This is a genomic window from Pseudomonas sp. TSRC2-2, assembly GCF_049897785.1.
Lineage (GTDB): Bacteria > Pseudomonadota > Gammaproteobacteria > Pseudomonadales > Pseudomonadaceae > Aquipseudomonas.
In genome coordinates, this window is the sequence record NZ_JAFCWZ010000011.1 from 56,746 (window position 1) to 70,269 (window position 13,524).

The window sequence follows — 13,524 nt, forward strand, 5'->3', positions numbered from 1 at the left end:
ATTAGCGATGTTATTGGCAGTCGTTGATTGCTCAACGAATGCGGCATGAATTAATACCATAATTGACAGTTTTCCAAACAGAGATCCGCCATTCGCTGGCCGGTCTGCCCGCAGTGAACATCCATTGGCTCCATCCGTTATGTACGCCAGCCTCAAGTCACTCATCACATGGCCACCCTCACGGGAAAACGCTCGGCGCTTCACACTTGTGCTGTGTGTTCTGGCGACCCTTGGCAGTTTGCTGGCCTATGTTTTTTCCGCGCACATACCGCTGGGGTTGCTGGCAATCGACGTCGCCGCTACCGCCTGCGTCTGGGTCCAATATCGCTTGTCGCGCAAGTCGATCAAGTTTCAGCCACAGGAACTGGCTGACCGTCTGCTGCAAGTCCAGGAAAACGAGCGCCATCGACTCAGCCGTGAATTGCACGACGATATCGGCCAGTTGCTGACCGCCGCCAAGCTGCAAAGTGACTGGCTCAAACGCCGTCTGCCGGTAGAACTCCAGGAACAATGCACGGTGCTTTGCGACACGCTGGATGAAACCCTGACCAAAGTGCGCGACGTCTCGGCCATTCTCAATCCGCGCCAATTGACCAGTCTGGGCCTTGAAGCCAGCCTGCGCGCACATTTGCTCAAGACGCTGGCCAACACCTCGGTCAATTGGAGTCTCGACTGCCAGCAACGGCTCAACGGCATCCCCGAAGAAATGGCCGTCGCGGCGTTTCGCATTACTCAGGAAGCCGTAACCAACATCCTGCGACACGCGCAGGCGAAAAACCTGTTGATTCGGGTACAGCGATTGCCGCAAGGTCTTACGCTGTTGATCAGTGATGACGGCCTTGGCTTCGCCCCGGCGGCCGACCCGGCGAGGGAAGGTCAACGCGGCATGGCCGGAATGGCCGAGCGTATCGAACAACTGGGCGGCACGTTGAATGTCGTCAGCGAGCCGGGCAAAGGCACTCGAATCGAAGCACTATTCCCGTGGGCGCCTCGGGCACTCGAACGGGCCAGTACAAATAAGGTTATGCGTTGACTTGTAACTTACTTCTGGTGGATGACCACTCGCTGATCAGAGCCGGCGTGCGCGCTCTAGTACTGGATATTCCCGGTTATGCGGTAATCGGCGAAGCCAGTGATGGTTCGCAATTGCTTGAGATGGTCGAGCATTTGAGCCCAGACATCGTATTGCTGGACATCTCGATGAAAGAGACGGGAGGTCTGGAAGCGCTGCAACGCCTCAAGCGTGTGCGCCCGCAGAGCAAAGTGCTGATCCTGTCGATGCACACCGATCCGGCGCTGATCATGCAGGCACTCGAGTCGGGTGCCCACGGGTATCTGCTCAAGGACACCACGGCCACCGAGCTCGAGCACGCGCTCGAAGCCCTGCGCAACAACGAACGCTACCTGAGCCCCGCCATTGCTCATACGGTGATCAATCAGGCATTGACCCGAAATCAGAAAAGCCAGCCAGACATCGCCGATTCGCACAACCTGACCGCACGCCAGCTGGAAATTCTCCGACTGATCGTGCGCGGCAAATCGACCCGCGAAATTGCCAATGGTCTGGGTTTGAGCGTCAAGACCGTTGAAACCCACCGTGCACAGATCATGAAGCGCCTGCAAATCTACGACGTGGCGGGTCTGGTGCTGTTCGCCGTCCGCGAGCAGATCATCAGCCTTGATGACTGATTGACGGTTGCTGGCCCAATAACGGCGAATCCTTTGGCAAATGCACCTGCAACGCTGCAGGTTTAGCAACGAACCGCAGACTGTCGCCTTCCAGCGGCTCGCCGTCGAGATTGATGCTCAGCCCTTCGGCAACCTTGATCTCGACCCACGGCAACCGCGCTCGCACAAACATGTTTTCTAGACCGAAACCCTCGCTCAGCAGGTTCTTCAGCGTGCCGACCAGTTCCTGCGGTGCCGGCAGAATGCTGATGTCGAGCAAACCGTCGTTGACTCGCGCCTCAGGGCACAACACATGGCCGCCACCCGCCTGCCGTCCGTTACCGATGCCCAGCGCCAGCAGCTCACCCTGCCAATGAAAGTCCGGCCCCTGCAACTCGCCATAAGCGGCATGCAGCTCGCTGAACCGAGTCAGGCCGGTAAACAGATAAGCGGCGCCGCCCAAGATCTTTTTCAGGTCTTCCGAAGTATTGGCGGTGACCTGACTGCCGAATCCGCCCGTCGCCATGTTCAGGAAAATCTGCCCGCCAACTTCGCCCAGATCGATAGCCGAAGGCTCGACATCCAGCAAATCGAGAGCCTGCGCCGGCTCCAGAGAAATACCGGCGGCGCGGGAAAAATCGTTGGCAGTGCCGAGCGGTAGCAAGACAAGACTGGCTTTCTGTGGATGCTGAGCCAGCGCTTCGGCGATATCACGCAAGGTACCGTCGCCGCCGCCGGCAATGATCTTGCTGTAGCCCGCTGCCAACGCTTCCGCTACCAGACGCTGGGCGTCCCCGGCCTCCCAGGTCACACGCACAGCAAGCTCCCAGCCTTGCTCACGCTTGGCTTCGACAGCCGCGCGAACATCCTCGTTGAGTGCCTGTTTGCCATGCAAAATCAGCAGTGCCCGGCGTTCACTCATAACGTCACTCCAAGAATTGAATCGGTTGAAACATCTTGACCACTTCGCGCTTCGAAAAAGCCACGGGGTCGGCAATTTATTCCTCTTTCAACAGCCAGCGTCCTGCACAGCGGTATTTTTTCTTACGTAACAAGAGGAATCGGCTTAATTGACCACGCCCGTCCCTTGGGTCACCGTGTGCCGGCAGCATCAACCTTCAACCCAATAACACAAGGATGTGCCGGTAATGAACGGATACCCCTCGATTCATTTTCATGAATCGCGCATTGGAAAAACCAGCAAACGTACAGTTGTTACGATAGGCGAATACTTCCATGCACAACCATGAAACCAAGGCACCGGTGAGCCCGGTCGCCGCTCTCGCCGAAAGTCGCGCGAGCAAGAAACCTGACTTTTGCAACAGCGCCAAGAACACTGGAGAGTCTGATATGGAACCCCGTGTCAGCGAGCTGGAAACCCACTTCAAATACATGCGTCGCGACATGGACGAAATGATCAATGACGTGCGGACGATCAAACATCGTCTGGCGTATTCGGCGGGTGCAACCGCTGTCATCCTGGCCCTGCTGGGATGGGTTGCCAACAGCCGATTCGATCAATTGGTGACACTGATCAGCAACTGACCGAATTCATCGTTGCACGCGCCGTGCTTGCCAGCCGACGCGTGCATGGGCAAGACGGTTACCCGAGAAGCTCACTGAGCGCAATGAAGCTTACTTCATCACCCTCGCTCAACGTGCGCCCCTCTCGAACCTCCACCAGTCCATCCGCCCACGCCGCGCTACGCAGCACACCCGAGCTCTGGTTGCGATAAATGATTGCTCGCCCTTGCTCCAGACGTCCGCGTAAATATTCGCGACGATTTCCGGCCACCGGCCAGCCAAAGCCCGCAGGCACTGCAAACTTGAGCGGCTCGACGTTTTGCACACCCAAGCGGCGTAACAGATAGGGCCGCGCCAACAATGCGAACGTCACCAGCGTCGAGGCGGGATTGCCGGGCAAACCAATCACCGGCACGTTGCGGAAATGGCCGAACGTCAAAGGCTTGCCCGGCTTGATGGCCAGCTTCCACAGGGCCAACTCGCCTTCTTCACGCAGGGCAATGCCGAGGAAGTCCGCTTCACCCACCGAGACACCGCCGGTAGAGAGAATCAGATCGACATCTTGCAGCTCGCCCAGGCGGGCCCGAGTGGTGGGCAGATCGTCAGGAAGAATTCCGCCATCAATGACTTCACAACCCAGACGCTGCAGCCAGCTGCACAAAAGCACCCGGTTGCTGTTGTAGATTTGCCCGGGCCCCAACGCCTGACCGGGTTCGACCAGCTCGTCTCCGGTGGACAATACTGCCACGCGCGGTTTGCGCACGACGTTGAGGCCGGCGCAGCCAAGCGAAGCAGCCAGGCCCTGCTCAATCGGTCCCAATCGGGTGCCTGCCTGCAGAACCATTTCACCGATTGTGGTTTCCTGGCCTTGCGGTCGAATGTTCTGCCCGGCTTTCAAAGGTTCGAGAAAGCGCACTGGCCCGTCGGGCTGAACGTCGACGTTTTCCTGCATCTCTACACAGTCGGCGCCCGGCGGCAGCGGTGCACCGGTGAAGATGCGAGCGCAAGTGCCCGACTCCAACGGCTGCGGAGACTGTCCGGCGAACACTGTTTGACTGACCGGCAGCGGCTCGCCCTGCCAATCCGCCAGGTTCAGGGCGTAGCCGTCCATGGCACTGTTCGGCCACGGCGGCAGATCCAGAGTCGAGATCAGATCTTCAGCCAGCACGCGCCCCTCGACTTGAGCCAGCGGCAAGTGCTCGCACTCGACAATGCGTGACGCATCGGCCATGTCGAGCAACCGCTCGAGCGCCGCTTCGACGGGCAGCAAGCTGCCGGTCTTGCCTGGCTTACCCACGGGATTCACAAGGCGCCGCCTGCTTCAGATGGGTGACGAAGTTGCACGGACGATGACGGGCATCCAGTTGCTCAGCGAGGATGCCATCCCATCCGGTGCGCACCGCATTGGTCGAACCCGGCAGGCAGCACACCAGCGTACCGTTGGCCAGACCTGCCAAGGCACGGGACTGCACGGTCGAAGTGCCAATATCGGCCACGGAAATCTGGCGGAACAGTTCGCCAAATCCGTCGACCTGTTTGTCGAGCAGACACGCCACCGCTTCCGGCGTGCTGTCACGCCCTGTGAAGCCGGTACCGCCGGTGATCAGTACGACCTGAACCACATCGTCTGCAATCCAGTTAGCGACTTGCGCGCGAATTTTATACAGATCATCTTTGAGCAGAACGCGCTCGGCCAGCGCGTGGCCGGCCGCGATCAAGCGATCGACGAAGACCTGGCCGGAGGTGTCGGTTTCCAGGGTGCGAGTGTCGCTGACAGTCAGCACCGCGATATTGAGCGGCACGAAAGGTACATCAGCCTTGGCTTTCATAGGCTCTTCCAGTTGTAGGGGAAACAGCCCGGTGTTATATCACAGCGGCTCATTTTTCCGCCGCCCTCTGGAGAGTCGTCATGTCCCTGAACAGCCAATTGCCGCCGTGCTCAGTCCTGCTTCTGGCCGGTGGGCGCGGCCAACGCATGGGCGGTCAGGACAAGGGGCTTATCGAGTGGCTGGGCGAGCCTTTGATCGCGCATTTACAGCGCAAGGTGCGGCTGCTGACCGACGATCTCATTATTTCCTGCAACCGCAATCGCGAGCGTTATGCCACGTTTGCCGATCAGTTGGTGATGGATGACGAAGGAGACTTTCCGGGCCCGCTGGCCGGTATTCGTGCTGGGCTGAAAGCGGCGCGCCATGGACATTTGCTGGTGTTACCGTGTGATGTGCCGCGAATAGACAAGGCCTTGCTGGAAGACATGCTGATGACTGCCGATCAGCAACGTGAAAAACCTTTAATGCTGCGCCATGGCGAGCATTGGGAACCGCTGCTGTGCGTGATACCTGTGGCGCTATTGCCGGCATTCGAAGCGGCCTGGCATGCCGGTGAACGCAGCCCGGGTCGGGTGATGCGCAGTCTCGGCGCCGTCGCATTGCAATGCCCTGACAACGATCCGCGATTGGCCAACCTCAATACGCCGGAATTGTTACATCTGCACAACACTGTGTCAGACTGACACCATCCAAGGAACTCTCACGCCTTGTTTACGTCTCAAGCTCAGTAACCAGAAGATTTCCCATTCGGAGACACACTCATGACTCAACGGACCCTCGCCACTTTCATGCTCGCACTGGGCTTGGCAACCCTCGCCGGTTGCTCCTCGCCGACAGTGATCACCTTGAATGACGGTCGCGAAATCCAGGCCGTCGACACCCCGAAATACGATGATGATTCGGGCTTCTACGAGTTCCAGCAGCTGGACGGCAAAGAGACCCGCATCAACAAGGATCAGGTTCGTACCGTCAAAGAGCTGTAAGGCTCCGGGTCGTTACCGGATACAGAAAAGCCCGCATTGCCATGCGGGCTTTTTCATGCGCGCAGCAAACGTACAACGGTTATCACCATTGCAAGGTGATCCGGCTTTCGAACTCCCGTAACTCACCCGTCACCGGGTCAACAAACCGCAGGCCTTGCGCAAGCAGCTTCAAGGGATTGGCGTAGTCGTCCACGACATCCTTCAACACAGTCGGATAAAACGGATCGTTGCAGATACTCGCGCCCAACGCCGTCATGTGCACACGCAACTGATGCTTCTTGCCGGTCACCGGAAACAGGCCGTAGCGCCACAGGTCGCCGTTTTTCTCGCGTACCTCGACCGCCGTTTCGGTATTGCTCGCGCCCGGCCCTTCATGCATGCGGAAGAACGGCTCGCCATCGACCAGCCGGCTCTTGTGCACCAACGGGAAATTCAGCTCAGGCAGCGCCGGGGCAATCGCTTCGTAGCGCTTGTCGATCTGCCGGGTCGGAAACAATGACTGATAGGCCGAGCGGGTTTGCGGATTGGCCGAAAAGATCACCAGTCCGGCGGTGTGCCTATCGATCCGGTGCAGTGGTACCAGATGCGGATTGTCCAGCCGGCGAATCAGCCGCCGCAGCAGGGTTTGTTCGACGTACTCACCGGCCGGGGTCACGGGTAGAAAGTGAGGTTTGTCGGCCACCACCAGATGTTCGTCAGCGTAGAGAATCGATTCGACCACCGGGATCGGTTTTTCGTCCGGTACTTCACGAAAGTAATGAATGCGCAGGCCTTCCTTGTACGGCAAGTCCAGCGTAATCGGCTGGCCTTGTGCATCCAGTACACGGCCCCGAGCAATCCGGTCGAGCCACTGGTCACGGCCTATGGCCCTGAAGTGCTCGCACAAGCAATCGAATACCGTCAGCCAGGAACCGGGCGGCAAGTAGAGCGTGCTGGCCTGATTTTGCGCAGCGTTAAAACCGGATGTGGACATAAGAAACGGAAATCCTCAGTGCAGGGCGGCATTATCCAACACCGAGGCACAGCCACCTAGCGCAGTTTCATCAAGCCGGAATCGATTTCAGCGCCGCCGCTTCGGTGAACTCTTTCAGCCAGCGCAAGACATCGACCGCCTCCCAGCGCCCCGGATCGTACAACGCGTACAACAGGCCCTGATAACCGACCACATCCAGTTGCTTGTGGTAACCGGCGCGCTGAAACAAGGCTTCGATTTCGGCAAAGCAGGTATTGAAATGCAGTTTGTTGAACGGCGTCTTGCCTTCCGTGACCAGCCCGTCCAGGCGCAATTCGAGGACGGCCTCGCGCACCACGTCGACCGACATCCGGTTAACGCTGCTCTTCAACTGTTCGACATTGACCACGGTTCATCCCTCTGACTCGATTGCTGTATGGACATACAGTAACCGAAGAAGCCAGCGAGTGCCAACGCAACGATGGGTTGCTGCGACCAGCGGAATAACGGCGACAGATTCGCGTCAGCGTAAAAACGCCACGATCTCGTCTGCACTGAAAGGCCAATCCAGCTCTGCGCCAGTGTCGACCCGGCGTAGTACCGGAATGCGCAAACTGTACTTTTCGAACCGCGATTGATCTTCGGCGATATCCACCAGTTCAACCAGCAGACCATGCTCGACGAAGGGCATCAGCTCGGCTTCGGCGACTTCACACAGATGACACCCAAGGGTGCCGAACAGCTGACATTCAGGAGGCATGATGGCGTTACCGGAAAACAAGTGAGCCCATTCTAGGACGCCCCCGAACCCTCGTCGACCCACCGCCGCCCGAAGGCCGCCACCCTGTCGACGCAAAATCCTGACGCAAATCATTCGGCGCAAATTGCAATTGCGTCATCCTCGCGGACTTTTTGCCTCTACGCTTCAGAGGCCAACGCCCTGACAGCGGAGTGTCCCGTGTTTGCAAATCTGTTGATCATCCTCGCCTCGTCCCTGGTGGTGATTGCTCTGTTCCGGCGCCTGCGACTGCCGCCGGTGCTGGGTTACCTGTGCGTGGGATTGCTGGTCGGGCCGAACGCATTCGATTGGGTCAACGAGAGCGAACACCTGCCCGATGTCGCCGAACTGGGCGTGGTATTTCTGCTTTTTTCGCTGGGCCTGGAGTTTTCCCTGTCGAAAATGATTGCGTTGCGTCAGGTGGTGTTTCGCCTGGGCAGTCAGCAAGTACTGATCAGCACAGCGTTGCTCGGTACACTGTTGATGGGGCTGGGCATGCCGCTCATGTCGGCGTTGTTGCTCGGTGCCGGTTTATCGCTGTCATCCACGGCGATTGTGACCAAGGAGCTGGGCAGTCTCGGTGAAGTGTTCAGCAGCCACGGCCAGAACGCGGTCGGCGTGCTGCTGTTTCAGGACGTGGTGGCGGTATTGCTGCTGACGCTGGTGCCAGTGTTCGCCGGTACCAGCGAGCAGGCCTGGTATTGGGCCTTGCCTTTGACCCTGGGCAAAACCGTGGTGCTGTTCTTCGGCCTGCTGCTCGCCAGTCGCTGGTTGCTGCCACGGCTGTTTCATGAAGTGGCGGCCTCGCGCTCGGCGGAGCTGTTCGTCCTGCTGGCGCTGGTGATCGTGTTGCTTACCGCTTGGCTCACGCACTTGTTGGGCCTGTCGCCTGCACTCGGCGCTTTCCTCGCCGGCATGTTGCTCGGTGAAAGCCACTACCGGCACCAGATCGAAGCCGACATCCGGCCGTTCCGCGACATCCTGCTCGGAGTGTTCTTCGTCAGCATTGGCATGCTGATCGACCTGCAATTGTTTGTCAGTCACAGTCTGATGATCGTCGCCTTGACCCTCGGCCTGATGCTGATCAAAGGCATCGTGGTGGCGCTGCTGGTGAAGTGGCGCGGCAGTGACAGTGAAACCGCATGGCGCAGCGGTCTGGCCCTGGCCCAGGGCGGCGAGTTCTGTTTTGCCTTGATGGCGCAGATGCAGCAGAACAGCCTGCTGCCGGCCGAACCGGGGGCACTGCTGCTCGCGGCGACGTTCTGTTCGATGCTGCTCACGCCGCTGCTGCTTCGCGCGGCGCCGCGCATTGCCGCTGCGCTGCACCGCAAGCCCAATGAGGAGGCGCAGATCGAGCAGATCAGCGCCCTCAACGCCGATCTCGACCAACATGTGGTGATCTGCGGCTATGGTCGCGTCGGCCAGTCCATCGGGCGCTTCATGGGCAACGCGGGCCAAGCCTATGTTGCGCTGGACAACGACCCGGTGCGGGTACAGGAAGCCGCGTCCGCGGAAAGCGACGTGCATTACGGCGACTCGGCGCGTGGCGATCTGCTGACTGCCGTTGGCCTGTTGCGCGCCAGGCTGCTGGTGATTGCCGTGGATCAAAGTGATGTGGCGTTGCGTATTCTTCGTGAAGCCCGCCGACTCAATCAACAGGTGCCGATTCTGGTGCGCACGCGTGACGACAGCCAATCGGCAGAGCTCAGAGCTGCCGGCGCCACCGAGGTGGTGCCGGAGCTCCTTGAATCGAGCCTGATGCTCGCTTCACACGCGCTGATCATGCTTGGCCTGCCCGCGCATCAGGTGCAGGAGAAAGTCGATCAGGTGCGCATTGATCGCTATCGCCTGCTCCATGGTTTCTACCCCGGAGCCAGTGATGAGGAAATCTAGTCCTGACTCACCGCGCCGATCTTGTGCAGCGACAGGTCGGCGCCGTAATACTCTTGTTCCTGACTCAGGCGCAGTCCATGCAGAACCTTGATCGCGCCGTAGACGACGAAGCCGCCGATCAGCGCCACCACGACGCCGAGCGCAGTGCCGATCATCTGGCTGATCAGGCTGACCCCGCCCAGGCCACCCAAAGCGGTCTGGCCAAAGATGCCGCAGGCAATTGCGCCCCACACGCCACACAAGCCATGCAACGGCCAGACACCCAGCACATCGTCGATGCGCCATTTGACCTGGGCAGCGGTAAAGCACCAGACAAACAGGACTCCAGCCATTGCGCCAGTCACCAGCGCGCCGACCGGATGCATCAGATCGGACCCTGCACAAATCGCCACCAGACCGGCCAACGGGCCATTGTGCAGAAAGCCCGGGTCATTGCGCCCGACGATCAACGCGGCGACGGTGCCGCCGACCATGGCCATCAGCGAGTTGACCGCGACCAGGCCACTGACACCTTGCAGCGTCTGCGCGCTCATCACGTTGAAGCCAAACCAGCCGACAATCAGGATCCACGAGCCCAATGCCAGAAATGGAATGCTCGACGGCGCGAACGCGACCAGACGCCCATCGCGATAACGACCATTGCGCGGCCCGAGCAACAACACTGCGGCCAGTGCCAGCCATCCGCCCATGGCATGCACCACCACCGAGCCGGCGAAGTCATGGAACGTGGCGCCAAACTGCTCCGCCAGCCAGCTTTGCAAACCGAAGTTGCCGTTCCAGACCAGGCCCTCGAAGAACGGGTAGATAAACGCCACGATCAGCGCCGTCGCACACAATTGCGGGACGAAACGCGCACGCTCGGCAATGCCGCCGGAAATGATTGCCGGGATCGCCGCAGCGAAGGTCAGCAGGAAGAAAAACTTCACCAGTCCATAACCATGATCGGCAGCGAGCACCGAAGCCGATTGCATGAAGGTGACGCCATAGGAGATCCAATAGCCTATAAAGAAATACGCCAGGGTCGAGACAGCGAAATCGCTGAGGATTTTCGACAGTGCGTTGACCTGGTTCTTCTGTCGGACCGTGCCGACTTCCAGAAAGGCGAAACCGGCGTGCATCGCCAGCACCATCACCGCGCCAATCAGAATGAACAACGTGTTGGAGCTGTGAACCAGCGTGTCTACAGCAGTTTGCAGATTTTCCATGTGGAGGCAGACCTGAAAGCCTAAAAGGGCACCAAAGCAGTTCATGCCGGCCTGTCTTGCACCAAATGAGGAACCCGGCAGTCATTCAACGGCAGAGTCGATGAACTGATTTGGCGCACAGTTCGATGTCCGGTCACGAATCGCGAGTAAATGAATTAGAGTTTTCTGCCGGGACGCCCGGCAACAGCGCACGTATACCGAGCAACGCACCACGACACAGCAAAAGTTGTACCAGGCATTTGCACTGAACCTTCACGCAAGGCTCATACTCGAACGCTTCAAAGCCACCTACGGAGATCCATCAATGGCCAGCATCAAGGCAAAGACTGCTCAAGAAATCCTGATGAACGACTTCCAGACTCTGGTTAGCGACACAGAACGCCTGCTCGAACACACCAAGACCCTCGCTGGCGATCAGGCAGATGAGCTGCGTGCCCAGATTCACGACAGCCTGCTGCGCGCCCGGGAAACCTTGAAAGTGACTGAAGACACACTGCGCGAGCGCGGCCAGGCGGCCGTCACCGCTACTGAAGACTATGTGTCGGCCAACCCATGGCAGTCGGTGGGCATCGCGGCCGGCGTCGGCTTTCTGATTGGCCTGCTGGCAACTCGGCGCTGATCATGTCGATCGGAGAATCCGGCCCGACTGAGGGCACCGCCTCCTCCACGCGTCGCCTCGGCGCTGCCGTTCTGGGCCTGCTGCACAGTCATGTCGAGCTGTTCGGCATCGAATTGCAGGAGCAGAAATCACGCACCGTCAGCCTGCTGCTGTTCGCCGGCCTGGCGCTGGTGTTTGCCCTGCTGTTGCTGGTAGGTCTGTCGACGCTGGTGATGATCATCTTCTGGGACACCTATCGCCTGGCAGCGATCATCGGCCTCTGCGTTTTCTATACGCTGGCGTCGATCTTCTGCGGCCTGCGCCTCAAAGCGGCGATTTTCGATGAGTCCTCGCCTTTCCACGGCACGCTTGAAGAGCTGGCCAACGACCGGGAGCGCCTGCTGCCATGAGCCTGCCTGAACTTCCGCACAACAGCTCCCGTCGGGAAATGCGCAAGGCACTGATCCGCCTGCGCATGGAAATGCACCGACAGGAAATCCGCCACGAAACCGCGCAGGTCTTGCAACCCTTGCAGCGCATGCGCGGCATGAAGCAGAACGTCCAGGACGGTTTCGGCCTCAAGCATGCGCCATTGTGGGGCGTGGCGGCCGTAACGCTGCTGGGTTTCCTTACTGGCAAAGGCTCGAAACGCACCGGCGGTGGCGGTCTGACTCGACTGTTGCGCCTGGGCACGACGCTTGTGCCGCTGATCAGAGTGGTCATGCACAGCTCGGGTAAACGCTGAACCGTCCCTCTGGCTACATTCTTGCAATAGCGCCGGGATGAATCTCCTTATCGGGAGATTCAATCCCGCGTGCCTATCCGGCGGACGCGGCCAACCGAAAAACAAGATTAAGGATTTGCCGTGATCGACGGGCAACCGCTCGCCTGCTTTCAGCCTTTCATCGATACCGCCACCGGACGTATTGCAGGCGTTGAAGCACTCGGCCGCTTGCGCCAGAGCGATGGTCAACTAACCTCGGTCGGGCCGTTGTTCGCCGATCCACGCACCTCGGCCACCGCCTTGCGCCGGCTTGATCGGCAGATCCGCGATAATGCCCTTAGCCGCCTGCATGAAGCTCCGGCGGAGTGGTTTCTCAGTCTGAACATGTCACCTCGCTGGATCAGCCGCCTGCGCGTCGACCAGGCCTTGCCCAGTCTCAAGCAGTTGGCGCGACACCAGGTTGATCCGCAGCGGATTGTGTTCGAGATCACTGAGTTAGGCGGTAACAGCGAACGCTTGGCGCACGTGGTCACGCGCTACCGCGACGCGGGAGCGAGAATAGCCATCGACGATTTCGGCGCCGGCTACTCACAGCTGGATCGGGTGCTGGCCCTGCAACCGGACATTCTCAAGCTCGACATGCGTCTGTTCCAGGCAGCGGCTCTGGGCGGGCCGAGCAGCGATGTGGTCAAAGCGCTTGCGCAGATGGCCGAGAAAACCGGCTGCTGGATCATCGCTGAAGGCGTTGAAACCGAAGCGCAGCTGAATTTCGCGCTGGAATGCGGCTCGCGCTACGTGCAAGGTTTTCTCTTCGCCCGGGCGCAGGAAGAGTTCTTCGCTACGGATGCTTTCGTCGAGCGTTTCGCTCAGTTGCGGCAGCGCTATGTGATGCAGAAGCTCGGCGAGCGAGGACGGCTGATGCAAATGCGTCGGCAGCTCAGCGAGCTGATGGCGATCCTGCAGCAGTGGGCGCAGGCCCGCGCACCGCTCAGCGCATTGCCACATTTGCAGTTGTTTCCGTGGCTGCTGCGTTTTTATCAGTGCGACCGCCATGGCACGCAACTGACCCCCAACCTGGAATGGCGTCAGGACGGCTGGTTCGCCGATGATAGCTACTTGGGGCACAACTGGTCGTGGCGACCTTACTTTTATCATCTGCTCGCTGAAGGCTGGGAAGAACGCCGCCTGACCCTGTCGAGCACCTACCGCGACGCCACCAGTAACCAGTATTGCCTGACTGCCGGGCAGTTCTTCGATAACGGCGAACGGCTGTTGCTGATCGATATCGATGCGGCGGGCCTGTAGTTCTGCTTGCAGGCACGGGGCCGAACCGGGAAGCTAGGGCGATCAGTCACCAGACGGAGAGAACC

The 13,524-nt window shown here is 59.4% G+C and carries 17 protein-coding genes; 10 read left to right on the forward strand and 7 right to left on the reverse strand.

Going from position 1 to position 13,524, the window contains the following annotated elements; genetic code table 11:
• Positions 1 to 139 precede the first annotated feature (139 nt).
• Both ACP7D9_RS21535 and ACP7D9_RS21540 read left to right on the forward strand, forming a co-directional pair.
• Positions 140 to 1,033 (forward strand): sensor histidine kinase, encoded by an 894-nt coding sequence (locus ACP7D9_RS21535; RefSeq protein ID WP_101155574.1) that lies wholly within the window; start codon positions 140 to 142, stop codon positions 1,031 to 1,033.
• Positions 1,030 to 1,689: a response regulator gene (locus ACP7D9_RS21540; protein WP_101155572.1), complete on the forward strand. Its 660-nt coding sequence runs from the start codon at positions 1,030 to 1,032 to the stop codon at positions 1,687 to 1,689. Before ACP7D9_RS21535 ends, ACP7D9_RS21540 begins: the two co-directional genes overlap by 4 nt.
• On the opposite strand, the gene yegS is transcribed toward ACP7D9_RS21540, so the two are convergent.
• Complete coding sequence (gene yegS, locus ACP7D9_RS21545) at positions 1,673 to 2,590, reverse strand: lipid kinase YegS (protein WP_426159563.1); 918 nt, start codon at positions 2,588 to 2,590, stop codon at positions 1,673 to 1,675. The two genes, ACP7D9_RS21540 and yegS, sit on opposite strands and share 17 nt — an antisense overlap.
• 314 nt (positions 2,591 to 2,904) lie before the next feature.
• Here yegS and ACP7D9_RS21550 point away from each other — a divergent pair, with 314 nt between their 5' ends.
• Positions 2,905 to 3,213: a hypothetical protein gene (locus ACP7D9_RS21550; protein ID WP_397479282.1), complete on the forward strand. Its 309-nt coding sequence runs from the start codon at positions 2,905 to 2,907 to the stop codon at positions 3,211 to 3,213.
• Positions 3,214 to 3,271: 58 nt separating this feature from the next.
• Here the strand turns inward: ACP7D9_RS21550 and glp are convergent, their stop codons facing one another.
• Positions 3,272 to 4,498, reverse strand: coding sequence for a molybdopterin molybdotransferase MoeA (glp, locus tag ACP7D9_RS21555; RefSeq protein ID WP_101155567.1), 1,227 nt, complete (start codon positions 4,496 to 4,498; stop codon positions 3,272 to 3,274).
• Positions 4,482 to 5,021 carry a molybdenum cofactor biosynthesis protein B gene (moaB, locus tag ACP7D9_RS21560; RefSeq protein ID WP_016770598.1) on the reverse strand — a complete coding sequence of 180 codons (540 nt, stop codon included), beginning with the start codon at positions 5,019 to 5,021 and terminating at the stop codon, positions 4,482 to 4,484. The genes glp and moaB overlap by 17 nt, the downstream gene beginning before the upstream one ends.
• A gap of 80 nt (positions 5,022 to 5,101) precedes the next feature.
• Between moaB and mobA the strand changes: the two genes are divergently transcribed.
• Together mobA and ACP7D9_RS21570 are read left to right on the forward strand one after the other, a co-directional pair.
• Positions 5,102 to 5,704: a molybdenum cofactor guanylyltransferase MobA gene (gene mobA / locus ACP7D9_RS21565; protein ID WP_426159564.1), complete on the forward strand. Its 603-nt coding sequence runs from the start codon at positions 5,102 to 5,104 to the stop codon at positions 5,702 to 5,704.
• A 78-nt stretch (positions 5,705 to 5,782) separates the two neighbouring features.
• Positions 5,783 to 6,004 (forward strand): YgdI/YgdR family lipoprotein, encoded by a 222-nt coding sequence (locus ACP7D9_RS21570; RefSeq protein ID WP_016770600.1) that lies wholly within the window; start codon positions 5,783 to 5,785, stop codon positions 6,002 to 6,004.
• Positions 6,005 to 6,086: 82 nt separating this feature from the next.
• Here ACP7D9_RS21570 and ACP7D9_RS21575 read toward each other — a convergent pair whose 3' ends face one another.
• The 3 genes from ACP7D9_RS21575 to ACP7D9_RS21585 all read right to left on the reverse strand — a co-directional run bounded on the left by ACP7D9_RS21575 (position 6,087) and on the right by ACP7D9_RS21585 (position 7,716).
• Positions 6,087 to 6,977, reverse strand: coding sequence for a pseudouridine synthase (locus ACP7D9_RS21575; protein WP_426159565.1), 891 nt, complete (start codon positions 6,975 to 6,977; stop codon positions 6,087 to 6,089).
• Between the two features lie 70 nt (positions 6,978 to 7,047).
• Entirely contained in the window at positions 7,048 to 7,365 is a 318-nt protein-coding gene (locus ACP7D9_RS21580) for a hypothetical protein (RefSeq protein WP_016770837.1), read from the reverse strand.
• A 114-nt stretch (positions 7,366 to 7,479) separates the two neighbouring features.
• Positions 7,480 to 7,716 (reverse strand): glutaredoxin family protein, encoded by a 237-nt coding sequence (locus ACP7D9_RS21585; protein ID WP_101155664.1) that lies wholly within the window; start codon positions 7,714 to 7,716, stop codon positions 7,480 to 7,482.
• 198 nt (positions 7,717 to 7,914) lie between these two features.
• On the opposite strand from ACP7D9_RS21585, the gene ACP7D9_RS21590 reads away from it, so the two are divergent.
• Positions 7,915 to 9,627 carry a cation:proton antiporter gene (locus ACP7D9_RS21590; protein ID WP_426159566.1) on the forward strand — a complete coding sequence of 571 codons (1,713 nt, stop codon included), beginning with the start codon at positions 7,915 to 7,917 and terminating at the stop codon, positions 9,625 to 9,627.
• Here ACP7D9_RS21590 and ACP7D9_RS21595 read toward each other — a convergent pair.
• Entirely contained in the window at positions 9,624 to 10,832 is a 1,209-nt protein-coding gene (locus tag ACP7D9_RS21595; RefSeq protein WP_426159567.1) for an ammonium transporter, read from the reverse strand. The genes ACP7D9_RS21590 and ACP7D9_RS21595 overlap by 4 nt on opposite strands.
• A 304-nt stretch (positions 10,833 to 11,136) precedes the next feature.
• Here ACP7D9_RS21595 and ACP7D9_RS21600 point away from each other — a divergent pair, with 304 nt between their 5' ends.
• The 4 genes from ACP7D9_RS21600 (at position 11,137) to ACP7D9_RS21615 (ending at position 13,459) form a co-directional block, all read left to right on the forward strand.
• Entirely contained in the window at positions 11,137 to 11,451 is a 315-nt protein-coding gene (locus ACP7D9_RS21600; RefSeq protein ID WP_101155558.1) for a DUF883 family protein, read from the forward strand.
• Positions 11,452 to 11,453: 2 nt separating this feature from the next.
• Positions 11,454 to 11,840: a phage holin family protein gene (locus tag ACP7D9_RS21605; protein WP_426159568.1), complete on the forward strand. Its 387-nt coding sequence runs from the start codon at positions 11,454 to 11,456 to the stop codon at positions 11,838 to 11,840.
• On the forward strand, positions 11,837 to 12,175 hold the full coding sequence (locus ACP7D9_RS21610) for a hypothetical protein (protein ID WP_101155554.1): 339 nt from the start codon (positions 11,837 to 11,839) through the stop codon (positions 12,173 to 12,175). The genes ACP7D9_RS21605 and ACP7D9_RS21610 overlap by 4 nt, the downstream gene beginning before the upstream one ends.
• A gap of 120 nt (positions 12,176 to 12,295) precedes the next feature.
• Positions 12,296 to 13,459: an EAL domain-containing protein gene (locus ACP7D9_RS21615; protein WP_426159569.1), complete on the forward strand. Its 1,164-nt coding sequence runs from the start codon at positions 12,296 to 12,298 to the stop codon at positions 13,457 to 13,459.
• Positions 13,460 to 13,524: the final 65 nt, after the last annotated feature.